Origin of the sequence: Pseudomonas sp. LTR0 (assembly GCF_036630035.1) — a bacterium.
Taxonomy (GTDB): domain Bacteria; phylum Pseudomonadota; class Gammaproteobacteria; order Pseudomonadales; family Pseudomonadaceae; genus Aquipseudomonas; species Aquipseudomonas putida_Y.
Genome location: NZ_CP123734.1, coordinates 2,437,866 through 2,462,282, shown reverse-complemented (window position 1 = coordinate 2,462,282; position 24,417 = coordinate 2,437,866). Strand labels below are relative to the sequence as shown.

Sequence of the window (24,417 nt, the reverse complement as noted above, 5' to 3'; positions counted from 1 at the left end):
TCAGGCAGCAGCAAACAGCTCGTTGGCGATCTGCGCCTGTGCAGCATCGATCGCCTGGCTGCGCTGCTCCGGGCCATAGGCCAGGCCGTGGGCGCGGACAATTTCCAGGTCGGTAATCCCAATGAAGCCCAGGAACACTTTCAGGAAGTCTTCATGCCCGGCGCCGGTCGGCTGGCCAGCGTGCAGGCCACCCGCGGTGGAAACCAGCACCACTTTCTTGTTGCCGCACAGGCCTTCCGGGCCTGCTTCAGTGTAACGGAATGTCTTGCCGGCGACGGCCACACGGTCAATCCAGGCTTTTAGCTGGGTCGGCACGGTGAAGTTGTACATTGGCGCGCCAATTACCACGGCATCGGCAGCCAGGAACTCTTCGAGCGTCTCTGCGCTGAGCTTGGCTTCGAAAGCCTGGGCCGCGTCGCGTACGTCTTCAGGGGTGCCTGCAGCCACCAGGGTGGCGGCGGAGAAGTGGGCAATGGCATCGGCAGCCAGGTCGCGGTAAATCACTTCAACGCTCGGGTCTGCAGCCTTCCAGGCTTCGACCACTTCACGGCTCAACTGGCGCGAGGCGGAATTGTCGCCCAGGATGCTCGAATCGATGTGCAACAGTTTCATGGGACTCTCCTGTGATTGAAGACCGCATCTGTGGGCGATCACGATGGGGTAGATCCTACCGAAGTGACCAATAGCTGATAAGTAAGCGAAAATGCGTTAGTTTGTCCCACAGATGGAACAGTGAGACATTCCCATGCAAGACCTCAACGACCTCTTCTATTTCGCGCGCGTCGTCGAAGCCGGCGGATTCGCCGCCGCCGGGCGCCAGCTGGGTATCCCCAAGTCGCGCCTGTCGCGGCGTATCGCCGAGCTTGAAGAGCGCCTTGGCACACGTCTGTTGCAGCGCACCACACGGCAACTCAAGCTCACCGCAGTAGGTGAACGTTACTTGCATCATTGTCAGGCCATGCTGCTGGAGGCCGAAGCCGCCGACGAAACCGTGGCCAGCATGAGCAGTGAGCCGCGCGGGCGTTTACGGGTTTCCTGCCCGGTGGCACTGGCACACGCCTTCCTGCCGGATGTGATCAGCCGCTTTCTTGAGCAGTACCCGCTGGTGCAACTGGACATGGTATTGCTCAACCGCCGGGTCGACCTGATTTCCGAAGGCATTGACGTAGCGTTGCGCGTACGCGACCTGGGCGACGAAGACCCGGCCCTGGTTACCCGCCGCCTGCGCCAGGCACAGATGCAACTGGTGGCCGCGCCCGGCTTTGCCGACCACATTCGCGAACCGGGCGAGTTGGCATCATTGCCAGTGCTGGGCGCAGCCGAAGCAGACCGACTGGTACACTTTCGCTTGATCGGCCCCCATGGCAAGCAGCAGGAAATAGCGCTGGAGCCGCGCTTGGCGATCGATGATTTCGTAGTACGTAATGCAGCTGTACGTGCCGGTCTGGGGTTCACTGCGCTGCCCAGCATGTTTTGTGAAGAGGAACTGGAACGCGGCGAACTGGTGCGCTTGCTGCCAGACTGGTCGCTGCCGGGTGGCTACCTGCAGGCGGTTTACCCACACCGGCGGGGCCTACTGCCTGCGGTCCGGGTGTGGATCGATCACCTGGCGGCGTCATTCGAGGCTTGTGGAGAGCGGTATGTCTGAACGGAAAATGAGCGAAGCCCAGGTGGCGGCATTTTGCCTGAGCCTGCCGGGTGCGCGGGAAGACTACAAATGGGGCGGCATCCGAGTGTTTTCGGTGGCAGAAAACAAGATGTTCGCGGTGCTCGACCTGGCGAGTGCCGGGTTGTCGTTCAAGGTGGCCGACGAGCTGTTTCTGGGTTATTGCGATCGCCCCGGGATACGGCCGGCACCCTACCTGGCGCGGGCGCGATGGGTCAGCATGGCGTCGCCCTACCCCATGGGGCGTGATGAACTGTGTGACCTGTTGCAGCACTCGCACCAGCTGGTAGTGCGTCGGTTGCCCAAGCGATTGCAGACGGGGTTGGTCATGTGATCTGGCTGTACCGGCCCTTTCGCGGCATTACCCGCGAAGAGGCCGGCACAACTGCACATCAACCAAAGGGCAGATAACGCCCCTCAAGAAACAGCCAGTCTGCCCAGAACACCTGATGCACCAGCACAATCCCCCAGCACACCAACTGGAACGAGACCTTGCGGGTCTTGTGCCGAAACAGTTGCTGCGCCAATAACGCCCCCGGCCAACCACCGAGCAGCTCACTGGCATGCAGCACTTTCTCGGGTGTACGCCAGGCCTGCGTACGTGCCTGCTGCTTGTCCTGCCAATACAGCAACAGGCTGATCAGGCTCATGGCCGGGTACAACGCCAACGGCCACCAGGTCTGATCGTTCCAGGCCATGCGCGCCGCCCCCCAACCGGGCAACAGGCAAAGCACGCCCAACAGCAGCAGCTTCAGGCGCACATTGCGCACGCCTTCAGCCCGTTGCCCGCGCATTGCCTCAGCCATGAGCTGTGGACCAGTCAACCCAACCAAACTGCCAGGTCGCCAGAATGAGCAAGCCGAACACAATGCGATACCAGGCAAATGCCGCGTAGCTATGGTTGGCAATGAACTTGAGCAACGCCCGTACGGCGATCATGGCGAAGATGAACGAGGTCACGAAGCCGATCGCAAACACCGGCAGATCGCCGGGCTGGAACAGGTCGCGGTACTTGTAGCCCGAATACACCGCCGCACCGACCATGGTCGGCATTGCCAGGAAGAACGAGAACTCGGTCGCTGCCTTGCGCGACAGGCCGAACAGCAGGCCACCGATAATGGTCGAACCGGAGCGCGACGTGCCCGGGATCATCGCCAGGCACTGGACGAAGCCGATTTTCAGCGCATGGCTCCAGCGCATGTCGTCCACATGGTCTACCTGCACGCGGTGCTCACGGCGCTCGGCCCAGAGCATGATGACGCCACCCACCACCAGTGCCGCCGCCACGGTGACGGGGTTGAACAGGTATTCGTGAATAAGGTCAGCAAAAAGCACACCCAGTACCACCGCCGGCATGAACGCCAACAGCAGGTTGCCCGTGAAGCGGCGCGCCTTGGGCTGGTGGGTCAGGCCGAAGACCACTTCGAAAATCTTGCTGCGAAACTCCCACACCACCGCCAGGATCGCCGCCAACTGAATGATGATATTAAAAGCCATGGCCCGTTCGCCGCCAAAACCGATCAGGTCGGCGACGATAATCTGATGGCCCGTACTGGAGATCGGCAGAAACTCCGTCAGCCCTTCGACCACGCCTAAGATGATTGCCTGGAAGGCAGTCCAAAAATCCATCATTCCCCCGGATGAAGCGCTGCTTGTTGCAGGCCCCTTGTTCTTGATTTGCTTGAGATTGCCGTACATGGCCCGGCTGTTTTACAGCGACTGTTGGGCGCAACGCCAGTGGAAAAGTTCACGCCTGTTAAAGGTTTCATCTTGCGCGGCCGAAATCCTGACAGAGCCCCTTTGCAATCGCTTTACGCGACCTGCGGCAGACTATCACCAACATAGCACTTAGCCATTAGTCGGGTGGGGGCTCGCTGCAAAGCATGCTTCGATGCACCTCAATAAAAAGAACAATGCGGGAGCTGATGGATGAACACTCTGAGATCGATGTCAATCAGTCGGCGCCTGTGGCTGATCCTTGTAGTAGCGGTAGCCATGCTGGTGGTACTGGGCCTGCTGATGCTGCGGCAGATCCATGGTGACCTGTACCAGGCCAAGGCGGAGAAAACCCGCCATGTGGTGCAGACCGCCGCAGGTGTGTTGGCCTATTACCAAGGCCTGGAAGCTGCCGGCACGCTCAGCCGCGAAGCCGCCCAGCAACAGGCACTGCAGGTCGTGCGCGCGCTGCGCTACGACCATGACGACTATTTCTGGATCAACGACCTGGGGCCGAAGATGATCATGCATCCGGCCAACCCCAAGCTCGACGGCCAGGACCTTTCAGCCATCCGCGATCCCGATGGTTTCGCCGTGTTCAACGAAATGGTCGCCCTCGCCCGTCAGCAGGACGCCGGCCCCGTCAACTATCGCTGGCCCAAGCCCGGCGCCAGTGAGCCGGTAGCCAAGACTTCCTATATTCAGCTGTTCAAGCCGTGGGGCTGGATCATCGGTTCGGGCGTGTATGTGGATGATGTGCAGGCCGAATTTGCTCGCCAGTTGCGCGACGCTTCGCTGGTCGGCGTCGGCATTGCCCTGCTGATGGCGCTGGTGGTCATGCTGATTGCCCGCAGCATCGCCCGCCCGCTGCAGGAAGCGGTGCAGGCCATGGGCAACATCGCCAGCGGCGAAAGCGACCTGACCCGGCGCCTGGACACCCATGGCAGCGACGAAATCACCCACCTGGGCGAGCACTTCAACCGTTTCAACGGAAAACTCCAAGGCGTAGTCGGCCAACTGCAAGGCGCGGCCCACGCGCTGGCCCAGTCCGCCGGGCACGTCGGTGACAATGCGGGTGCCGCACAACAGCGCAGTGCCCAGCAATCGCTACAGATGGACCAGGTGGCCACTGCAGTCAATGAGGTGACCTACGCCGTGCAGGACGTGGCCAAGACCGCTGAACAGGCCGCCGGAGAGATGCGCACGGCACAACAACAAGTGACCCACGGCCAGCAGGCCATCCACGGCAGCCTGGCGCAGATCGACCGCCTGTCGCTGACCATCGATCAGGCCGTACAGGTGATTCGCGACCTGGCCGGGCACAGCACACGCATTGGCGGCGTGCTGGACGTGATTCGTTCCATTGCCGAACAGACCAACCTGCTGGCGCTGAATGCCGCCATCGAGGCGGCGCGGGCCGGCGAGCAAGGCCGAGGCTTTGCCGTAGTCGCCGACGAAGTGCGACTGCTGGCCCAGCGTACAGCCCAATCGACGGCCGAGATTCATACCATGATCGAGCACCTGCAGAGCCAGTCGGACGCTGCGGTCAAGGCCATCGATACCAGCAGCGAGGCATCGCGCCAGACCGTCGAACAGGCACGCGAGGCCGGCGCCAGCCTGGACGCCATCAACCAGGTACTTAACAACCTCACCGCATTGAATGCCTCCATCGCCAGCGCCACCTTGCAGCAGTCGCATGTGGTCGAAGAGATCAACCGCAATGTACTGGATACCGCCGGGTTGTCGCAGCAGACCGCCGATGCGGCGCGCCAGTCCAGCGATGCCGGGGTGGCGCTGGGGCAGTTGAGCGTGGAACTGGAGCAGTTGTTGCGCCAGTTCCGGGTCTGAGAACAAGCCCTTGTTGGGAGCGGGCATGCCTGCTCCTGCAGGTATCGAGTGACCTTGAGGCCTGCGCTGCGCCTGTGGGAGCGGGCATGCCCGCGAAGGAAGCAACGCGGTGGGCGGCACCGGCGCTGCCGGTGTTCGCGGGTGAACCCGCTCCTACCAGGGGGCATCCCGCCGCTGCGCCCTACACCTTCCGCGGCCGACCCGCTACAATCGCGCCCCTCCCCCGTAGCCTCCAAGGATCGCCGATGTCCGGCCTTGAACTCATTGCCGCCGTCCTCGGCGTAACCGCTGTCTGGCTCACGGTCAAGCAGAACGCCTGGTGCTGGCCTATCGGCCTGGTCATGGTGCTGATCTATGGTTGGCTGTTCTACGAGGTAAAGCTGTATTCGGGCATGTTGCTGCAAGTGGCCTACGCCATCCTGCAACTGTACGGCTGGTGGCAGTGGAAACGCCCCGACCACGCTGAAGACGCCCGCCAGGTCTCCCGCCTGCAACGCCCGGCATTGTTCACCGGCCTGACCGCCGGGGTGCTGCTGAGCGCCGCCCTGGGCGCAGCCATGGCCAACTGGACCGATGCCGCCCTGCCCTGGCTGGACGCCACCCTGACCGGCTTCAGCCTGGTGGCGCAACTGTGGATGGCACAGAAACGCCTGCAGTGCTGGCCACTGTGGGTCGTGGTCGACATCATCTATGTGGGCCAATACCTGCATCAGCAGCTGTATTTCACCGCAGGCTTCTTTGCCGTGCTCACCTTGATTGCTGTACGCGGCTGGCTGGAATGGCGCCGCGACCCGGCGCTGGTACAGCCATGAGTACGCAACAAGCCATGAAAGTGCTGGTACTGTGCGGCCCGGAATCCAGTGGCAAAAGCTGGCTTAGCGGGGTGATCCAGGCACATTTTGGTGGCGTGGTGGTGGGCGAGTACGTGCGCCACTTCATCGACCAGCAATGCCGTGACACCTGCTATGCCGATATTCCCGCCATCGCCCGCGGGCAATTGGCATGGGAGGACCGTGCGCGCGAGCAGGCGCCACCGCTGCTAATTCTCGACACCCACCTGCTGAGCAACATGCTTTGGAGCCGCGCGCTGTTCGACGACTGCCCAACCTGGCTGGAAGAAGCCCTGCTGGCACGGCGTTATGACCTGCACCTGTTGCTCAGCCCGCAAGGGGTGGACTGGATTGCCGATGGCCAGCGTTGCCAACCCGACCTCAGCGATCGTCAACGCTTTTTCGACGACAGCCTGGCCTGGCTGAAGCGGCATAACCAGCCGCGCCAAATCCTTAATGGCAATTGGCCGCAGCGCCAATTGCTGGCCTTGCAAGCGGTTGCTACGCTGCTTGGTGGCGATGCGCCAGCCTTCCCGACCGAGTGTTAAACCACTGATACATACCGCTGGGGCAAACCCCCCGAAATTGCGGGGTTCCCCCCCCGCCCAGGGCCAGTGTCAAGCGCGTGAAACACACTTGCAAAAACCCTTCCAATCAAGGCCGCTGCTGCCTTTGCCGGCAACGCTCAAGGCAGGCTGTTTCACTAATGAGACATGCAAGCGCCGTATTTTGTCAGCCTCTTGCCCTAACTATCTGACCTGAAAAGGATTCTAAAAAGCGGCACACCTTCTGCTCTGTCGTTCGCATTGCTGACCAGGGCCAAAGAAGGAGTTGCCGCCGTGAGGAAAAGTGACAAACGCCTCTATCACCTATTACTGGTGGGTTGTGTACTGGGGTCACTAAGCCTGACGGCTCAGGCGGACAAGGGGATCATCATCATCAAGCGCGATGTGCAGGTGCGCAACGCAACCATTCCCCCCCTGATCCCAGACCCAAGCCCTACCACCGTCAATGCCAACCCGTCGGCCTACGTGCTCAAGCAAACCAGCGAGCTGAGTGATGGCGACTTCGCCAGCGTCAGCAGTGGCGCAGGCATCAGCAACATGATCACCCAGCAGACCAACAACCTGGGTGGCAACCTCGGCAACCAGAACCAGCTTCCCAACTTGGCGGGCGGACGCGGTACGGGGTCGGGTAACGGTATCTCGAACATGGTCAACTCAAGCGTGCAGCGTGGCCTCGCGCCGCTGCAGATTCTGACCGGCGGGGGCAAGTGAGATGAAGCGCACATTGCTGATGCTGGCCGCCCTTTGCACTGCACCGGCCTTCGCGCAATCCCTGGTTCCCGTCATCAATAACGCCTATATCGACAGCTCCGGCAGCCGCTATCAGGGCAACCTCTCTGTCAACCAGGCCGCTGGCGACAAACAGCAGCAGGTCAATGCGCGTGCCATCGCCGTCGGCCCCGAAGCCCATGCAAGTACCCAGATCCGGCAACGGCTCAACACGCCCGCCGACCCCGCAATGGACGCCCGCTCGACCATCCAGGGCACCGCGTTCAGCAACGGCAGCGGCGCCCTGGGGGTCAACCAGAGTGCAGGCGCCAACACCCAGCAAGCCAACGCACTGAACATCAGCATTGGTGCGCAGCCGCAAAGCATCGACGACAGCGTCCTCATGCAACAGAACGTGGCGCTGATCAACAACTCCGGAGCAACTGACATTCCAGCAGGCTATCGCCAGGTCACCACCAGTGACCAGGCCTTCACCGGTAGCCGGGGGGTGATCCAGTTGAACCAGAGTGCCGGGGTGGGAAACCGAATGGCCAACACCTTGAGCATCCGGGTCGCGGATTGACCCTGCAGTTAAGAACGACACTTAACCTAATAGCGTACGGAGAATCACCATGAAACCCTCGATGGCAATCAAGCCTCTGGTTTTCGCAATTGCTGCGGTCATGGCTGTTGCTGTACAAGCTGGGCAAAATGATCGGCGTAATGACCACCATAACGGCCACCATAACAATGGTCATCACACGCCTCCACCCACCAAGATCCCTGTGTATGCAACGGCCAATGCCTGGGATACCCAGACCAGCACGCGTAACCGCATCACCAACCAAGGCACCATCAACGATGCCGAGATGAGTGACTCTGGCACCGGCTCCAGCGGCAACGTTGGCATAAACGTGGCGGCCGGTAACGGCAACCAGCAAGATAACGCCGCCGCCATTGCCAACGCAGGCTCCGACTCGAGCCTGGACAACAGCTTCGTGTTCGGCATGGCCAGTGCCACGGCTGACGTTGTGCAAACCAGCAGAAACAACCGGGTCGACAACTATTCGACCCAGTCTTCGGCTGTGATGAGCGGTTCAGCCAGCGGGGCTGAGGGCAACATTGGCATCAACATTGCCGGTGGCGACCTCAACCAGCAGAAAAACACCATGGCCATCGCCAACACCGGCGCCCCGTTGGGTAACGCCACCGCCACCGCTTCGGCCAATCAGGACGGCCCAGGCCTGATTGTAAACAACAGCGCTGACCGCACCTACCGTGTGGATACGATTACCATCACCAAGTCGGCCAGCGGTTCAAGCTCGCGTGATGGCTCGTTCAACTCGTCCGACGACCGCAGCTCGTCCTCGAGCTTCCGCCTTGCCGGTGCGCATAGCGCCAGCTCCAGCGGCTCCAGTGGCTGGAACTCCAGCGGCTCGCAATCCAGCAACGCCAGCGGCTCCCACAACTCGAGCGCAAGTGGCTCGAGCGGCTGGGGTGCCAGTGGCTCTGCCAGCGGCAGCCACAGCGCGTCGAGCAGCGCCAGCCTGTCAGCTTCGCTGGACGCTGCAGCCAACGCCACGAGTACCCATACCACCGACTATGGCCGTTACGAGCGCAGCCACACCAACTCCTTCGATGGTTCGCTGAGTGCGTCGCTGGATGCATCGGTCGACAAGTCGCACGAAAGTGCATACGACTCGTCGTTCGAGAAAGCATTCGACTCCAACTACGACAAGTCGCATCAATCGGCGTATGACAAGTCGAAAGACTCTTCGTATTCCAAGTCTCACGACTCTTCGTACGAGAATGCTTCAGCGTCCGATTTCTCGAAGTCTGGCGAGCAATCGAAACAATCCTCGAACGACGTTTCGAAGAGCTACAGCGAAAGCAGCGCTTACGACTTGAGCAATACTGTGTCCTTCCAAGTGCTGACCCCGACCGGCTGGGCCAACCCAGTTACCAACACTGCAACCCTTAGCGGTTCGGTGAATGGTGGCAGCGGTAACCTGGGCGTGAACGTAGCAGCCGGTGTGGGCAACCAGCAAAGCAACTCGCTGGCCATCTCCAACACCTCGTTCTGACCGCTGTGCTTGAGGCCCCCTTCGGGGGGCCTTTCTTCAACACACCGTAAGGCACCCGATCATGCGTATTTTCGCCTTGGCGTTTTTGCTGTGCCTGGCCAGCGTGAGCGAAGCTGCACAAATGCCCCTGTCCGTCCTGCCGGGCGGCGCCGTGGTGTTCAAACCGATCCAGAGCTTGCGTGAACGCAAGTTCGCTGACCTGGTGCAACAAAAGACCGACTTCAGCTGCGGCGCCGCCGCGCTGGCAACCATCCTGCGCCAGGCCTACTGGCTGGATGTGGACGAACATCAGATCATCGAAGGCATGCTGGCCCACGCCGACCAGGACCTTGTGCGCACGCAAGGCTTCTCGATGCTCGACATGAAGCACTACGTCGAAAGCCTGGGGATGCGTGCCCGCGGTTACCGGGTGGCGCCCGAAACCCTGCACAGCGTGCGCATTCCCGTCGTGGTATTGATGGATGTGCGCGGCTACAAGCACTTCGTGGTCATGCAGAAAGTCGACAAAGGCTGGGTGTACATCGGTGATCCGGTGCTGGGCCACAAACGATACAAGGTCGATGATTTCCTCAAGGGCTGGAACGGCATCATCTTCGCGGTGATCGGCCAGGGTTACGACAAGAACAACATCCTGCTCGACCCGCCCATGCCACTGACCGCCAAGGGCCGGGTGAACAACTTCACCCCCGTGCAGGACTCAGAGTTGCTGGACTTCGGCTTCATCAGAAGCGACTTCTTCTAACGACTGTTCTAATGACAAGGAGCATGATGCTCCAGGGAGCATTTCATGAAGACTTCATTGTGGTTGGCCATGGCCTGTCTGGCAGCCAGCCTGCCCAGTCACGCAGAGGCATTCAAACCCATCGAACTGAAGGACCAGGAGCTGGCGAACCTGCGGGGCCGCTATGTGATGCCCGGACGAATCGTGAGCTTCGGTATCATCATGTCCAGCACCTGGCAAAATGCCAAAGGGGATGTGATCGGGGCAACGTCCACGCTGCAGGTTCAGCAATCGACCATCAAGCCCCAGTTCTATGTATCGATGATTGATAAAAAAGGCGCAGGTACGGCACCGAACAGCGCTTCTGCTGCCGGGACTGGCGTGGTAACGGGCGGCAACGGCCTGACCACCACCGAAGGTGTGACCCAGGTGGTGCGTGCAGCCGGTGACAACAACGCCGCTTACAACAACGTCGATATCAACGTGACCAAAGCCAACCACGCCCCCGCCGTACAACAGCACGGCCAGGTACTGGCCGCCGGCCAGACTCTGGTCGGGGAGAATGGCGCCGGCGCACTCAGTGTGTCTTCCAGCGGTGTGGGCGTGCAGCTCAACATCAATGCCAGCAACAACCAGGGCAGCAGCGTGCAACGCCTGGCCCAGGGTGGCTTGCTGCAGAACTCGACGCTGCTCGGCAACGGTAACCTGGTCAACAACGTCACCAGCCTGAACGTTGTCATGCGTGAGAGCGTGCCTACAGCGGCTTCGCTCAGCGGTAGCCTCGACCAGCTCAAAGGTCTTCGCACCTTCGGATACTGATCTACGCTCAGTCTCATCGAAAGTAGTTGGAAGGGACGGCAACTCCATGTACCGATCTTTTACGCTCAGAGCTTTTGTGTGCTTGACTGCCTTGGCCCCAGCCACAGCACTTTACGCAGCCGCCGACCCACAGGTCGAAGCGCTGAAACAGGAACTGATTGAACTCAAACGCCGCTATGAGGCACAACAACAGGCACTGATGGTGCTGGAGCAACGTGTGCGCCAGGTCGAGGAGACCCCTGCTGCAGCGCCGCCCAGACGCCTGGTCAGGTCTCCCGCCGAGGGGGTAAAAGGTGCGCAAACCGTCGCTTCTGGGGCTCCGGGCACTACAGGTAGCTCCTACGGCCAGGCGCTGACGGCCGACTCCCAGCCGGCGCAAAGCGTTACCAACCTGTATGACGAAGCCAGCGGATTCTTTGGCGGGGGCAAGTTCAGCTTCGAAACCGGCCTCACCTATACCCATTACGATACCCGTGCGCTGACCCTCAATGGCTTCCTGGCACTGGACTCGATCTTCCTCGGCAGCATCAACCTCGACCGGATCAAGGCTGACAACTGGACCCTGGACATGACCGCGCGCTATAACCTGGCGCAGCGCTGGCAGTTCGATATCAACGTCCCAGTGGTCTACCGCGAGTCCACCTATTCGTCTGGCGGTGCAGGGGGGGCCGGGGCAACCACTTCCGATGCCACCGTGACCCGCGACCCGGAAATCGGCGATATCAACGTCGGAGTGGCCTATAAATTCCTCGACGAGGACGAAACCTGGCCGGACGCTGTGGCTACCCTGCGAGTAAAGGCACCGACCGGCAAGGACCCCTATGGCATCAAACTGCGCGAAGTGGACGGCAACAACAACCTCGCGGTACCGGAAAGCCTACCGACGGGCAACGGTGTATGGTCGATCACACCGGGCATCTCACTGGTCAAGACCTTCGACCCGGCTGTGCTGTTCGGCAGCCTGTCCTACACCTACAACATGCAAGACTCGTTCAGCGACATCAGTCCACAGGTGAACAGCAAGGTGCCGGGTGACGTCAAGCTCGGCGACTCATGGCAGATCGGCGGCGGCATCGCCTTTGCCCTGAACGAAAAGATGAGCATGTCGTTCTCGGTGTCCGACCAGTTCGCCCGCAAGAGCAAGATCAAACCTGATGGCGGCGACTGGCAATCGATTTCCAACAGTGACTACAACGCCGCCAACTTCAACATTGGCATGACCTTCGCCGCCACCAACAACCTGACCATCGTACCCAACCTGTCCATTGGTCTGACCGATGATGCACCTGACTTTTCCTTCAGCCTGAAATTCCCTTATTACTTCTGATAGTTGCCATCGGCCGGGGCTGTGCGAACAACCCCGGCTTTGGTTACCAACCTTGTAATCGACCGCCTTCCCTGCCCTGGCCTGTTATCATCAAGCACAGATGCATGACGATTTAATGGCAAAAGGGAAGTTTTTGTGAAGAACCTGTCCGACCACCCACGCACCCGGTTTGCCGCTTTGGCGGCCCTGGTGTTGGTGATCCCACTGGGTACGCGCGCCATGCTGGGTTGGTCCAACCCGTTCGGTTACCTGTCCGACCTCGCCCTTGGCAGCCTGTTGATCGTGCTGCTACACCGCAGGCCGTGGTGGCTTGCGCTGCCCGTGCTGCTGGCCTGGGCGGCGCTGTGGGTGGCCTCGGCCGAACTGGTAAGCGCAGTGGGCCGACTGCCCACCAGCGCCGACCTGAACTACCTGTTCGACCCGCAATTCATGGAGAATTCAACCGGTGGCGGCCTGGCCCATGCCTGGCTGCCCTGGGCCCTGGGTGGCGGCTTGCTGGCTTGGCTGGCCTGTGCGTGGCGCAGCCGTGCACAGGCCAGCCAGCCACTGCCGCGCACGGCCTGGGCCATACCCGTACTGCTGTTTGGCGCGCATTGGGGCAGCCAGCAGTTGCTACCTTCCGATGCCGACCAGTGGCGGCAATACAACCTCCCCCACCAGTTGATGTCTGCCGGGGTCGGTAACCTGCAACGCCAGGTCGAAGGCTGGATGGGCCGCACACAAACCTTCACCCCGCTCGCCAGCAGCGGCCTGACTCAATCCGACCTGCATGGGCAAAGGCTGCTTGCCGGCCCGGGAAGCGCCCGCAACTTGCTGGTGATTACCATGGAAGGCATCCCCGGCGCCTACCTGCGGCCTAACCGCCAGGCGCTGAACAGTCGTTTCAATGAGGACTTGATGCCCAGGCTCAGCAAGTGGGCCGAGCGCGGCATGAACACCCCAGACTACGTGCTGCACACCCACCAGACCATCCGTGGCCTGTATGCGATGCTGTGCGGCGATTACGACAAGCTGGCCAATGGCACGCCCAAGGGCGTGGAACTGCTGACCCAGAACGAACGCAACCAGGCCTGTCTGCCGGCACAATTGCGCCAGGCCGGTTTCACCACCCACTACCTGCAAGGCGCGGGCCTGCGCTTCATGGCCAAAGACCGCATCATGCCGCACATCGGTTTCGATTCGGTGCATGGTCAGGAGTGGTTCAGCAACAAGAACTACCTGGACTTCCCATGGGGCAAGGATGACCGCGCCTTCTTCGAAGGCGCCCTGGGCTATGTGGGCCAGTTGCAGAAGCAGGACAAGCCATGGATGCTGACGCTGCTCACCGTGGGCACCCACCAGCCCTATTCGGCGCCGGCCGAGTACCTCAAGCGCTACGACACACCGAAACAGGCAGCGGTCGCCTACCTGGATGACGCGGTCGGGGCATTTCTAGACAATCTCGAGCGCCAGGGCGTCCTCAAGGACACACTGGTGGTGCTGACTTCCGACGAGTCCCACGGCATCGATGGCGTGCGCCTGGCCTCGTCCTGGGGCTTCAACCTTACCCTGGCGCCAGAGCAGGCCCAACTGCCAACCATCAAGCGCGGTACTTACGGTCACATCGACCTGGCCGCCTCGCTGCTCGACTACTTCGCACTGCCCATTCCTGTCGCGCTTGGCGGCCGCTCGTTGTACCGCGACTACGACAGCGGCCGAGAGATGATCTCTTACACCAACGGCATGCTGCGCTACCACAACGGCCAGGGCCTGTTCACCGAATGTGACTTCCAGCAGCGCTGCCGGCGTTATGCCAGTGAAGGCTTCATCGCCGACCAGGCCCGCTACCTCGGTCCGGCCGACAGCCTGCTGGGCCAGCAGATCAGCGCCCTGGCCGGGGTGCTCGACCAATCCTTGCTGCAAACCCCGCTCAACCTGCGTTACCAGTTCGGCGGCCCTTCACCGATCAAGTTGCGCAAGCGCATTCACGATGACTGGGCCGACAACCTGATTGGCGCCCAGTACCTGGAAATGCCTGAAGGCTCGCACACCCGCGTGCGGGTCAAGGTACGCTCGCTGGACCCCAAACGTGTGGCCTATATCCGGCTCAAGGCCAAGCAGTTGGAACAAGACGTGCCGCTGGGCCTGCCAGAAGAGGTGAAGGTCACCGCCGACGCGCCCCTGGAGATGGAGTTCAGCTTCGACAACCCGACCGAGCGCAAGGCGTTTTCCTTCCATTTGCTGGGCTATGGCGGCGGCAAGGTAGAAGTCAGCGACTTCAGCGTAATCACCGCCCTGCCTGGCGAGGATGACGGCGCCGATGAACTGGCCGAGGGGCATATCGCCCATTCGGGCTGAGCCGGTACCGCTCATCGCCCGGCCACCGGTGCCTGTCGATTCGACCCGGTCGTACTCGACCAAGGTGTGAATCCCCAGCGAGGAGACAGCACCATGAGCACCAGCGCAAGCAGGCACCCGGTGGTTTCCCGCAGCCAGTGGCTGGCGGCTCGCCAGCAACTGTGGCTGCACGAAAAAGCGTTTACCCACCACCGCGACGCGCTAGCTGCAGCCCGTCGCGCCTTGCCTTGGGTAAAGGTCGAGCAGGATTACCGCTTCTTCGGGCCAGACGGCGCGTTGAGCCTGGCCGACCTGTTCGCAGGCCGCAGCCAGTTGCTGCTTTACCACTTCATGTTCGCCGAGGGCTGGAGCGAGGGCTGCCCCGGCTGCTCTTTTCTGGCCGATCACTTTGACGGCGCCAACCTGCACCTGGCACACCACGATGTGTCGCTGGTGGCGGTGTCTCGGGCGCCGTATGCCGAATTCCAGGCATTTCGCCAGCGCATGGGCTGGCAGTTCCCGTGGTATTCGTCGAATGGCAGCGACTTCAACGAGGACTTTGGCGTCAGTGTCGGCCGTGAAGGCCAGCGGCAGTACAACTATGAGCCGTATGAGGGCAATGAAAGCGAGCTGCCCGGCTTGAGTGCATTTTTCCGCGAAGCCGACGGCAGCGTCTACCACACCTACTCAACCTACGCCCGCGGGCTGGACATACTGGTCAACACCTACAACTTCCTCGACATTGCGCCACTGGGGCGCAACGAAGGTGGGACCATGGACTGGGTGCGGCACCATGACCGCTATGAAGGGCACCCGGAAAAGCCTCACTGTTGTCACAGATGATGCAGGCAACACGCACCTGTGGAAACGGTTTTACCAGCGAACACCGGCAGAGCCGGTGCCATCCACCGCGTTGGTTTCTTCGTGGGCATGCCCGCAGGGTTGGCATTAACGCTGATGGTTGCCCGCAAAAACGCGTGCATATTTACCACATGTTGCACCGGGACGGGTTCGAGGGCGTACTGGCCGCAAGCGAACAGTTGCCGCTTCACGCTGAACTGGCGGGGGCCAAGAGCGGCGCTCTTCTCCCTCGCCAGTCAAACGCTGCTGGATACCTTGATGCAGGTGCACGCTGACGCGCCGCCAGCCGAATTTACCGGGAGGATAATCGGGCTGCCCTTACCCACCTGAGTGGTAGAACAATCAACGGAGCCACCAGTTGCTCGCCGAAAGTCAACACACTGCGTGTTTCGCGACAGCACAGAAAATAGACGTTGTATTATTCAGTATCCACTTTGCCGTATTGAAGCAGATGCAACCATCTTATTTTGGCATTGGTGCCTATCCATCGTATCTCCCGGACGCCTTTGGGTAGACTAGTAGGTACATCCGACAGCAACGGCACCTCAAAGCCATCACCTTCAAAGTCTTTAGTGATGATGTATTGCCTGAAGCACAGCAACCCCAACCCGCCAAAGGTAATCAACCTGTTACGATTGTAAGGCCGCGCCGCGAAACGCACGCTTCCGCCCTCGTTGCTGATGGCTGTTTCCCTCCAGAGTGGAATCAACGAACCGAAAGGTAGTTTTTTACGGACCGGGTCACCGTCAAATAGTGGCAGTGGATATATGTTCACGTTGACTCGCGCCCCAACGGGTGGTTCCACTTCATCGCCTTCGTCGCGCCGTGAAACATATGCGAGGTTTTGATTGACAATGGAGTTGACATACCCCGGCGTCACAAAATCCAGCAAAACCACCTGCGGGGCACTCCAGATAGCCGGGTAGCTGTTAAGATTGTGTGCCAGTTTTTCATTGATGACTTTCGCCATTTTTTCGACCGAATCCGCCCCGCTCTGCGGGGTGCGAGTCCAGTTGAGCATGAAGCCGACGCCATATTCACCCGGCACATGCCTTGCCCACTTACCCAACTGATCTTCTATCACAGCTTCTGTGTCTTTCGAATTAGCGTAATCATCCACAATTTGATACGCCCCCAAAGAGTTTGGACCCCTTGTTTTTCTATAAAAACCTGAGTCAGGCGCATCCATCAACCCTTCACTGACCACCAGCATTTTCCCGCGCAAATCCTCCAGGATAAATTGGTTCACCGGTTTGCGCTCACCCGGTTCGGCACTGACTTTGTGCAGACGATTCGCATGGCGATTAATCATCGTTTGAATGGCTGAGACGTCAGCGTCGGGTATATGCGTGAAGCTCAAGATCACGAACTCTCCGCGATTTTCTGTCAAGAACGTGTCAACGGAGGTGAGTACTTCGTCGAGCGTCGCGCCGTCGCATCCCGGCCCCGTGCCGGTGCCTGTCCGATGGTAACAAAGCAGTTGACCATCAGCGCGAGCGACCCGGATATCCAGGTAACGAACACCCATCCGGAGTTGCTCCGCAATGGAGGCGCGTTGCGCTCTAGATGCTGCCTCACCAAAGCCTCCCCCGGTGCAATTATGCAGTGGGCCATACATGCCAGCGTTATGGCTGCCGGGAAGCACCATATCTTGCACGCGAGTCGTACCTATCAATCTGGTCATCCACGCCTCGGTGGGCAGCGCATTTAGCGATCCCTCGTATACGAATATTTCGTCGTCCGTGAGCGGCTCTCCGCCGCGCTGAAAATACATCGAGGCATCAAACTCCCCGTACGGCGTCGGCGCCTTACCCTCCACTCGAACCCAACGCTTACCATCGTCCGGGTTGCGGGCACCAATGGCGCCGAACCACCAGTTATTTGATGTTCCTGTATGACCTTGAGCGATGAAAACGTCCTTGAATACCAGCGTTTGGTCCATGCCACTGAAACTACCGCCCGTCACGGTCAGCTTCAACGTGCCTTTGAAACCAAAATTGAGTTTATCGGGAGCATGCCCGAACGTATTCTCGGAATCACTGATGTAGCTACTGAACCAGTTCGCGACAGCGTCCGTACCGTGCCGCCCCACCTTGAAGCTCATAGTTCCATTGCTGGAGAAACTTCTTGTAAACGGTGGGTCGATATAGTTATCAGGATCTTGGCCACTGGAAACCTTCGCCGACGTAATTTCGTAGGAGCCGTAAACAATCTCGTTAGCCGTTCCAAAGGGTTGGCCATATTTGGACCGGAAATGCACCTTGTTATCGTGATACGTCTGCTCCACGTCTGCCTGCGGTTGAACTGCCTCGGCTCGCGCCTTTTTCCCGGCGCGCAGTACCAAAGGTCGAAATGCCCAGGTCGCGCCAAGCGTACTCAACTCTTCAAAATTACAAGCCCCGTGGACAATTCTATCCTCAGCATCCCTAATCCAATAGGGAAGAGCGAATTCATAGTCCGAAAGATCACCTGTAAAACCATCAGCGTACAGACTGAACCTGACACCTGACCCGTCGTGATATAAAATCTCCCAACCATCGGCGTATTGTGCTTCTGACTGACCGTCAGTCTGCAGACTGTGCTTCACGAAGGGTGAATTGGTATCGCTCAACGGAGCACTTTCACTAGCTGCGAAGGGTGCTGCATTCATTGTGGGCCTGGCCGTTCCAATCCTTCGCCTCCAACGGCCATCAGGGTTGGTAAGTGTCACTACCTCCATGTCAAACATACCAGGCCTGACAAGCATGGCCGGACGTTCAATTTCTTCGAATTCGCCCCAGTCCACCGGGTCTGTACATTGCTTAGGGGTGTAGACACGGATGAGCACGTCCCCGGAGGGGCTGATATAACTGATCTCTTCGAATTCGTCGCTCGCCAATTCAGTCATGACCATCCACCTGCTTCCGTTATAGGGGATGTCAGCATTGCACTCGGCAAGCACAGGCTGCTACTGGCAAAAATATCAGTTCTGGGGCTGGGAAATAGCAAACGCGAAGACGAAAAAAACCCCGGAAAGCCTTGAGCTACCGGGGCCCGTGCCCTTGGCCATCGACAAGCAACTGTTGCCAGCGTTGGCGCAGTTCAACAAACGCGCGTAATTCATTTACCACCGGTCCCTTCGCGGGACAAGCCCGCAGGGACCTCGATCTGTCAGGCTCGCGCACCCAGCATCCCGCGCTCGACGATAAAGTCGATCACCGCCTGCAACCCCTCGCCCTTCTTCAGGTTGCTAAAGGTCCAGGGCCGCTGCGGCCGCATGCGCTGGGTGTCGCGTTCCATCACTTCCAGTGAAGCCCCTACATAAGGGGCCAGATCGGTCTTGTTGATCACCAGGAAGTCGGACTTGGTAATGCCTGGGCCGCCCTTGCGCGGGATCTTCTCGCCCTCGGCCACGTCGATCACGTAGATGGTCAGGTCGGCCAGCTCCGGGCTGAACGTAGCGCTGAGGTTGTCACCGCCGCTTTCCACGAAAATGACTTCGAGGTTACCGAACTTGCGCGCCAGCGCTTCGACTGCCGCCAGGTTCATAGAGGCGTCTTCACGAATGGCCGTGTGCGGGCAGCCGCCGGTCTCCACGCCGACGATGCGCTCCGGCTCAAGGGCGCCGGCCTCGGTGAGAATACGCTGGTCTTCCTTGGTATAGATATCGTTGGTAACCACGGCAATCTGGTAGTGATCGCGCATGGCCTTGCACAGCGCTTCCAGCAGTGCGGTCTTGCCAGAGCCGACTGGGCCGCCGACACCGACGCGCAGGGGTTGTTGATAGCTTTGCATGCAGGCAGTCCTCAGGAACGGAACAAACGGGTGTATTGGGTTTCGTGACGCGATGAAGCGATGGCCAGCAGCGGCAGGCCGCCGCCAAGCTGGTCATCGCCCAGGGCCAGTGCCTGGTCCAGTGCAGCGGGCAAGTCGGCGCCGAGATCGCGCAGCAAGGTCTGGGCAGCCTGCTGGCCGAACGGCACCAGCTTGACCCCGGCCATGACTGCGCCCTCCAGCCAGGCAAAGCCATGGCCCAATGCCAGTTGGCGCAACGGGATGGCCCAGTGCGCGGCCAGCCAGGCCATGCCGCCCAACTGGGTCAGCTCAAGGCTGGTGCGCCAGGCCGGTGCCTGGCCCAGTTGCCAGCCGTCAAGCAACCGCGCCAGCGCCGCGCCGCGCTGCTGTTCTTCCAGGCGCAGCTCGGCGGTTTCGCGGTTGGCCAGCAAGAACCGGCTCCAGTGGCCGAACGCTTCGGCGTCCTCGGCCTGGCAGGCGTGATACAGACGCGCCAACACCGGCCAGTCAAGGCAAGCCAAGGTGTCGTGAAGCTGCTCACGCTGCCAGCCGGCAAAGCTGTCCACGCCGCGAACCCAGCCGGCCTCAACCGCCCACTCCAGGCCTTGCGAATAGGTAAAACCACCCACTGGCAAGCCGGGGCTGGCCAACTGCAGCAGGCGCAGCAGCGCCAGGTCGCTGTTCATCAACCGGCCAGCACCAGCGCGGCGCCGGCCAACAGGCCACCGCCAAAGGCCTTCTGCAGGCCGCTGTGGCGGCGCAGCAGGCAACCGATTGCAAAGCCTGCCGCCAGCAGCAAGCCGCTGACCGCGACAAACCCCGCGCTGAATTGCCAGAAAGCGCTCGGCGTGGCTTCCACGCCATGGGCCCAGCCATGGAACAAGGCGAACACCGGCATGGCCATGGCCAGCAGCAACTGGCGGCTCGGCAGCAGTACCGCCCCGGCAGCCACCAGCAGCGACACGGCAATCAGGGTCTCGATGCCCAGCACATCGCCGAACAGGTGACCGCACACGGCACCACCGAACATGGCCGCCAGAGTAGCCAGGGGCAACGTCAGGTTGCGCCGGGTCAACGCGGCGAGCACGCCGGTGCCCAGTAGCATCAGCAGGTGATCAAGCCCGGTCAGCGGGTGCAGCAGGCCGTCCTGCAGCGGGTTGCTGTCATGGCCTGGGTGGGCGAAGGCTGGCAGTGCCAGCATCAACAGAAACAGGGCGAAAGTCTTTTTCATCGGTTGCTCCAGGGCAGTTCAGGAATGGGCAGGCAGGCGAACGAACGGGTGATCGTGGCCATGGGCATGACTGTGGCTGTGGCCATGCGGTGCACTTTGGTAGGCGCCCGCTTCAGGCTCGAACGGGGCCTGTTCGGCCTCTACCGTCAGGCCCAGCCCCCGCAGCATGTCGTCCAGCACATGGTCGTGCTGGAAGCGCAACAGCCCGGGTTCGATCTGCAGCGGCACATGGCGGTTACCCAAGTGGTAGGCGGCGCGGGCCAAGAGGTGTGGATCGGTACAGCGCACCGTGGACACCGCTTCGGGCGCCGCCAACACGCGGATCAGCTGAGTGCCCTCGGCATCGGCCAGCAATTCACCTCCGCGCAGCAGGTGGCCGCGCTCCAGCATCAGCCCGGCTTCGCGGCCATCGTCCAGGGTTACTCGCAGGCGGCTCTTGATACGGCTGTCCACGTCGAGGGTGACAGTGCCACTGACAACCCGCGTGCCGGGTTCGGAGATACGGCGGTTCAAGACAATCATGGGTGCTCCTCAGAACAGGAAATAGCGCTGGGCCAGCGGCAGTTCGCTGGCCGGTTCGCAGACCAGCAGCTCGCCATCGGCACGCACCTGATAGGTCTGCGCATCGACTTCGATCAGCGGCTGCAGGGTGTTGTGGACCATGTCCGGCTTGCGTACCCGCCGGCAGCCGTTGACCACCCCAATCAGGCTGCGCAGGTTCAGCTCCTCGGCCAACCCGCGGTCCATTGCCGCCTGAGGCAGGAATGTCATGCGTGTGGCATGCCGCGCCGCACCCAGCGCGCCGAACATCGGCCGATAGTGCACCGGCTGGGGGGTGGGTATGGAGCCGTTGATGTCGCCCATGGGTGCGGTAACGATCATCCCGCCCTTGAGCACCAGGGCCGGCTTGACCGCAAAGAACGCTGGCGACCACAGCACCAGGTCAGCCAGCTTGCCGACCTCCACCGAGCCCACTTCGTGACCGATGCCGTGGGTGAGCGCCGGGTTGATGGTGTACTTGGCGATGTAGCGCTTGACCCGGAAGTTGTCGCTGTAAGGGGTGTCTGGTGCCAGCGGCCCGCGGCGCAACTTCATCTGGTGCGCCACCTGCCAGGTGCGCAGCACCACCTCGCCAACCCGGCCCATGGCCTGGGAGTCGGACGAGGTCATGGCAAAGGCGCCCATGTCGTGAAGGATGTCCTCGGCAGCGATGGTTTCGCGGCGAATGCGCGACTCGGCAAAGGCCACGTCCTCGGCGATGCTCGGGTCCAGGTGGTGGCAGACCATGAGCATGTCCAGGTGCTCGTCCACGGTGTTGATCGTGTAAGGCAAGGTCGGGTTGGTCGAGGATGGCAGCACGTTGGCCTGCCCCGCTGCACGGATGATGTCCGGGGCATGGCCGCCTCCTGCACCTTCGGTATGGAAGGTGTGGATGGTGCGGTCGCCGATGGCCGCCAACGTGTCTTCGATACAGCCCGACTCGTTGAGGGTGTCGGTGTGAATCGCTACCTGGATATCCATTTCCTCGGCCACGCCCAGGCAACAGTCGATGGCCGCTGGCGTAGAGCCCCAGTCTTCATGCAGTTTGAGCCCGACAGCACCTGCGGCAATTTGCTCGCGCAGTGCCTCAGGCCGTGAGGCATTGCCCTTGCCGAGCAACCCGATGTTGATCGGCAAGCTGTCGGCGGCCTGCAACATGCGCGCAAGGTACCAGGGGCCGGGCGTGCAGGTGGTGGCATTGGTGCCGGTAGCCGGCCCGGTTCCGCCGCCGATGAACGTGGTGACACCGCTGTTCAATGCCTCGTCCACCTGCTGCGGGCAAATGAAGTGGATATGCGAATCGACCCCCCCGGCGGTGACGATCTTGCCCTCGGCCGCGATTACCTCGGTCCCTGGCCCGACCGGCACGTTCACGCCCGGCTGCACATCGGGGTTGCCGGCCTTGCCGATCAGCGCGATACGTCCATGCTTGATACCGATGTCGGCTTTGACGATGCCCCAGTGATCGATGATCAGCGCATTGGTCAACACCAGGTCCATGGCCTCGGCCGCCAGCATCTGGCCCTGCCCCATGCCATCGCGAATGACCTTGCCGCCGCCGAACTTCACCTCTTCGCCGTAGATGGTGAAGTCTTTCTCGACCTCCACCCACAACGCAGTGTCGGCCAGGCGCACGCGGTCTCCAACCGTGGGCCCGAACATGTCGGCATAGGCCTGACGGGAAATACGGCTCATGCCCTGCCCTCCAGCGCGCCCATCACTTTGCCCTGAAAGCCATAGACCTCACGCTTGCCGGCGTAAGCCACCAGTTGCACGGTACGCGCCTGACCCGGTTCGAAGCGCACGGCAGTGCCGGCCGGAATGTCCAGGCGAAAGCCCAGGGTGGGCGCACGGTCGAACACCAGCGCGTCGTTGACCTCGTAAAAGTGGTAGTGCGAGCCGACCTGCACCGGCCGGTCGCCATGGTTGGCCACGCTGACGCTGACCGTTTCTCGGCCACTGTTCAACTCGATGTCGCCCGCGGCGACCTGGATTTCACCTGGGATCATGCAATGCTCCTTGGCGGTTTCAGACGATGGGGTCATGCACGGTCACCAACTTGGTGCCATCCGGGAAGGTCGCTTCGACCTGCACGTCGTGAAGCATCTCAGCGATACCGGGCATCACCTGCTCACGGGTCAACACTTCGCGCCCCAGGCTCATCAGTTCGGCGACTGTGCGGCCATCGCGGGCGCCTTCGAGCACTGCGGCGCTGATCAGCGCCACGGCCTCCGGGTAGTTGAGCTTCAGGCCACGGGCCAGACGCCGCTCCGCCAGCAGCGCAGCAGTGAACAGCAGCAGTTTGTCTTTCTCTCTCGGGGTAAGCTCCATGGCGCTCTCTCAGGTAGCCCAGATACGCGGCGGGCAGGCTGGCAGGCCGAGGATGGCCGGACGCAGCACATGCCACAGGCGTTGCAGGGTGCGTTGCAGGTGTTGGTTGTCATGGTCGAGCAGGCGGATCACCAGCAACGACCCAAGCAGGGTCGCACCGGCCGGGTTGCCCAGTTCATCGAGCAGCGGGCGAACCTGCTCCAGCACGGCCTGATCGGCCGGTGCGGCACAGAAGGTGGCGAGTAGCGGATGCCCACCAAGCTTGTCCAGGTGCCCGCCTTCGAGACGCAGGCGCTCATGCAGGCCTACCTCGTCAGGCAGTACGATGTGCAAAAGGCTGTCGAGGGCGCCGTGGTCGAAACGCTCGTGCATGACCGGGCGGCCCAGGCACAGGGTTTCCCAAGCCAACAGGCGGGCGCCCGGCTCGAGGGTAAAACGGCTGGCGAGGCTGGCGCGGGCGCCTGAGAAGAAGATGCTGTCCTGCGGCAGCCACTCCAGGGTGCTGCCCGCGGCCAGGTGAAAGCGCTGGGCCAACCGCGCGGTCGGGCCGATGCTGCGATAGAACTTGCTGGCGCCAGGCATGGTCAGCAGCGCATGGCTACCCGGCTCCAGGTGAATGTCCAGTTCCAGACGGTCGCCGGCGACGATGCCGCCCGGCGGGTGCAAGACATAGACATGGCATGGCGCACCCTCCGGATAAAAAGGCCGCTGCACCAAAAGAGGTCCAAAATGCCTCCACGCACCAAGGCGGGTCACGCTGTCACGCTGCACAAAGCGCAACTGCAGGTGAGCACTCCAGCCTGCATCGTCTTGTTGTTGTTCGATCTGCTCCGCGAGCGACATCCTGCGGCCCCTGAAATCCGTGGCCTGCTGGCCGTTTAGAGGGTCTGGCGCGGGCGGCTGCTAGCGCGCACGGCCTGACCACTCGATCAAATTCGCAGGCTGGATATAGCAGGTTGCGGGCCAACTCCGCAGGTGAAGGATGATGAAACTTATGCTGCGCCCGCTCTGGCATCGGGCATACGGGGGGATGGCGCACAAAGCAGGGGCGTGCGCCGGCCCTGTTTCGGTGCCGGCGC

General features: G+C 61.2%; 25 protein-coding genes and 1 pseudogene. 14 read left to right on the top strand and 12 right to left on the bottom strand.

Annotation, left to right across the window (positions count from 1 at the left end):
* Nucleotides 1-612: an FMN-dependent NADH-azoreductase gene (locus QCL51_RS11330; protein ID WP_021782358.1), complete on the bottom strand. Its 612-nt coding sequence runs from the start codon at nucleotides 610-612 to the stop codon at nucleotides 1-3.
* 133 nt (nucleotides 613-745) lie between these two features.
* Here QCL51_RS11330 and QCL51_RS11325 point away from each other — a divergent pair, with 133 nt between their 5' ends.
* Both QCL51_RS11325 and QCL51_RS11320 read left to right on the top strand, forming a co-directional pair.
* Complete coding sequence (locus tag QCL51_RS11325; RefSeq protein WP_021782357.1) at nucleotides 746-1,648, top strand: LysR substrate-binding domain-containing protein; 903 nt, start codon at nucleotides 746-748, stop codon at nucleotides 1,646-1,648.
* On the top strand, nucleotides 1,641-2,000 hold the full coding sequence (locus QCL51_RS11320) for an MmcQ/YjbR family DNA-binding protein (protein WP_338444855.1): 360 nt from the start codon (nucleotides 1,641-1,643) through the stop codon (nucleotides 1,998-2,000). Before QCL51_RS11325 ends, QCL51_RS11320 begins: the two co-directional genes overlap by 8 nt.
* Before the next feature lie 58 nt (nucleotides 2,001-2,058).
* Here the strand turns inward: QCL51_RS11320 and QCL51_RS11315 are convergent, their stop codons facing one another.
* Both QCL51_RS11315 and QCL51_RS11310 read right to left on the bottom strand, forming a co-directional pair.
* A complete protein-coding gene (locus QCL51_RS11315) occupies nucleotides 2,059-2,472 on the bottom strand; it encodes a DUF1294 domain-containing protein (RefSeq protein ID WP_021782355.1) in 414 nt (137 codons plus the stop codon).
* Nucleotides 2,465-3,295, bottom strand: a complete 831-nt coding sequence (locus tag QCL51_RS11310; RefSeq protein ID WP_028697222.1) for an undecaprenyl-diphosphate phosphatase — start codon at nucleotides 3,293-3,295, stop codon at nucleotides 2,465-2,467. Before QCL51_RS11310 ends, QCL51_RS11315 begins: the two co-directional genes overlap by 8 nt.
* Nucleotides 3,296-3,595: 300 nt before the next feature.
* On the opposite strand from QCL51_RS11310, the gene mcpP reads away from it, so the two are divergent.
* From mcpP to QCL51_RS11250, 12 genes and pseudogenes are all read left to right on the top strand, one after another.
* Nucleotides 3,596-5,230 (top strand): methyl-accepting chemotaxis protein McpP, encoded by a 1,635-nt coding sequence (mcpP, locus tag QCL51_RS11305; protein ID WP_021782353.1) that lies wholly within the window; start codon nucleotides 3,596-3,598, stop codon nucleotides 5,228-5,230.
* 245 nt (nucleotides 5,231-5,475) lie between these two features.
* Nucleotides 5,476-6,042: a nicotinamide riboside transporter PnuC gene (gene pnuC, locus QCL51_RS11300; protein ID WP_021782352.1), complete on the top strand. Its 567-nt coding sequence runs from the start codon at nucleotides 5,476-5,478 to the stop codon at nucleotides 6,040-6,042.
* A complete protein-coding gene (locus tag QCL51_RS11295; protein WP_021782351.1) occupies nucleotides 6,039-6,608 on the top strand; it encodes an AAA family ATPase in 570 nt (189 codons plus the stop codon). Before pnuC ends, QCL51_RS11295 begins: the two co-directional genes overlap by 4 nt.
* A gap of 291 nt (nucleotides 6,609-6,899) precedes the next feature.
* On the top strand, nucleotides 6,900-7,337 hold the full coding sequence (locus tag QCL51_RS11290; protein ID WP_021782350.1) for a hypothetical protein: 438 nt from the start codon (nucleotides 6,900-6,902) through the stop codon (nucleotides 7,335-7,337).
* 1 nt (nucleotide 7,338) lies between these two features.
* On the top strand, nucleotides 7,339-7,917 hold the full coding sequence (locus tag QCL51_RS11285) for an adhesin (protein WP_103444514.1): 579 nt from the start codon (nucleotides 7,339-7,341) through the stop codon (nucleotides 7,915-7,917).
* Between the two features lie 49 nt (nucleotides 7,918-7,966).
* A complete protein-coding gene (locus tag QCL51_RS11280) occupies nucleotides 7,967-9,418 on the top strand; it encodes a heme utilization protein (protein ID WP_103444515.1) in 1,452 nt (483 codons plus the stop codon).
* A 61-nt stretch (nucleotides 9,419-9,479) separates the two neighbouring features.
* The gene (locus QCL51_RS11275; protein WP_021782347.1) at nucleotides 9,480-10,160 is read left to right on the top strand and encodes a C39 family peptidase; all 681 of its coding nucleotides are present in this window, start codon (nucleotides 9,480-9,482) and stop codon (nucleotides 10,158-10,160) included.
* Nucleotides 10,161-10,205: 45 nt separating this feature from the next.
* Nucleotides 10,206-10,958 (top strand): hypothetical protein, encoded by a 753-nt coding sequence (locus QCL51_RS11270; protein ID WP_021782346.1) that lies wholly within the window; start codon nucleotides 10,206-10,208, stop codon nucleotides 10,956-10,958.
* Between the two features lie 46 nt (nucleotides 10,959-11,004).
* A complete protein-coding gene (locus QCL51_RS11265) occupies nucleotides 11,005-12,285 on the top strand; it encodes a hypothetical protein (RefSeq protein ID WP_028697226.1) in 1,281 nt (426 codons plus the stop codon).
* A 135-nt stretch (nucleotides 12,286-12,420) separates the two neighbouring features.
* On the top strand, nucleotides 12,421-14,622 hold the full coding sequence (locus QCL51_RS11260; RefSeq protein ID WP_084850765.1) for an LTA synthase family protein: 2,202 nt from the start codon (nucleotides 12,421-12,423) through the stop codon (nucleotides 14,620-14,622).
* 93 nt (nucleotides 14,623-14,715) lie between these two features.
* Entirely contained in the window at nucleotides 14,716-15,444 is a 729-nt protein-coding gene (locus tag QCL51_RS11255) for a thioredoxin family protein (protein WP_021782344.1), read from the top strand.
* 125 nt (nucleotides 15,445-15,569) lie between these two features.
* A pseudogene (locus tag QCL51_RS11250) lies at nucleotides 15,570-15,678 on the top strand (thioesterase); the annotation flags it as partial.
* 202 nt (nucleotides 15,679-15,880) lie between these two features.
* On the opposite strand, the gene QCL51_RS11245 reads toward QCL51_RS11250, so the two are convergent.
* From QCL51_RS11245 to QCL51_RS11205, 9 genes are all read right to left on the bottom strand, one after another.
* Nucleotides 15,881-18,349, bottom strand: a complete 2,469-nt coding sequence (locus QCL51_RS11245; RefSeq protein WP_258035625.1) for a phosphatidylinositol-specific phospholipase C domain-containing protein — start codon at nucleotides 18,347-18,349, stop codon at nucleotides 15,881-15,883.
* Between the two features lie 263 nt (nucleotides 18,350-18,612).
* Nucleotides 18,613-19,236, bottom strand: coding sequence for an urease accessory protein UreG (gene ureG / locus QCL51_RS11240; RefSeq protein WP_012052571.1), 624 nt, complete (start codon nucleotides 19,234-19,236; stop codon nucleotides 18,613-18,615).
* An 11-nt stretch (nucleotides 19,237-19,247) separates the two neighbouring features.
* Nucleotides 19,248-19,922 (bottom strand): urease accessory UreF family protein, encoded by a 675-nt coding sequence (locus QCL51_RS11235; RefSeq protein ID WP_021782342.1) that lies wholly within the window; start codon nucleotides 19,920-19,922, stop codon nucleotides 19,248-19,250.
* Nucleotides 19,922-20,467: a HupE/UreJ family protein gene (locus QCL51_RS11230; protein ID WP_028697228.1), complete on the bottom strand. Its 546-nt coding sequence runs from the start codon at nucleotides 20,465-20,467 to the stop codon at nucleotides 19,922-19,924. The genes QCL51_RS11235 and QCL51_RS11230 overlap by 1 nt, the downstream gene beginning before the upstream one ends.
* Before the next feature lie 18 nt (nucleotides 20,468-20,485).
* Entirely contained in the window at nucleotides 20,486-20,989 is a 504-nt protein-coding gene (ureE, locus tag QCL51_RS11225) for an urease accessory protein UreE (protein WP_021782340.1), read from the bottom strand.
* A gap of 9 nt (nucleotides 20,990-20,998) precedes the next feature.
* Nucleotides 20,999-22,702 (bottom strand): urease subunit alpha, encoded by a 1,704-nt coding sequence (gene ureC, locus QCL51_RS11220; protein WP_053870397.1) that lies wholly within the window; start codon nucleotides 22,700-22,702, stop codon nucleotides 20,999-21,001.
* The gene (locus QCL51_RS11215; protein ID WP_010953752.1) at nucleotides 22,699-23,016 is read right to left on the bottom strand and encodes an urease subunit beta; all 318 of its coding nucleotides are present in this window, start codon (nucleotides 23,014-23,016) and stop codon (nucleotides 22,699-22,701) included. The genes ureC and QCL51_RS11215 overlap by 4 nt, the downstream gene beginning before the upstream one ends.
* 19 nt (nucleotides 23,017-23,035) lie before the next feature.
* Nucleotides 23,036-23,338: an urease subunit gamma gene (locus QCL51_RS11210; RefSeq protein ID WP_003253929.1), complete on the bottom strand. Its 303-nt coding sequence runs from the start codon at nucleotides 23,336-23,338 to the stop codon at nucleotides 23,036-23,038.
* Nucleotides 23,339-23,347: 9 nt separating this feature from the next.
* Entirely contained in the window at nucleotides 23,348-24,181 is an 834-nt protein-coding gene (locus tag QCL51_RS11205) for an urease accessory protein UreD (RefSeq protein WP_021782338.1), read from the bottom strand.
* Nucleotides 24,182-24,417: the final 236 nt, after the last annotated feature.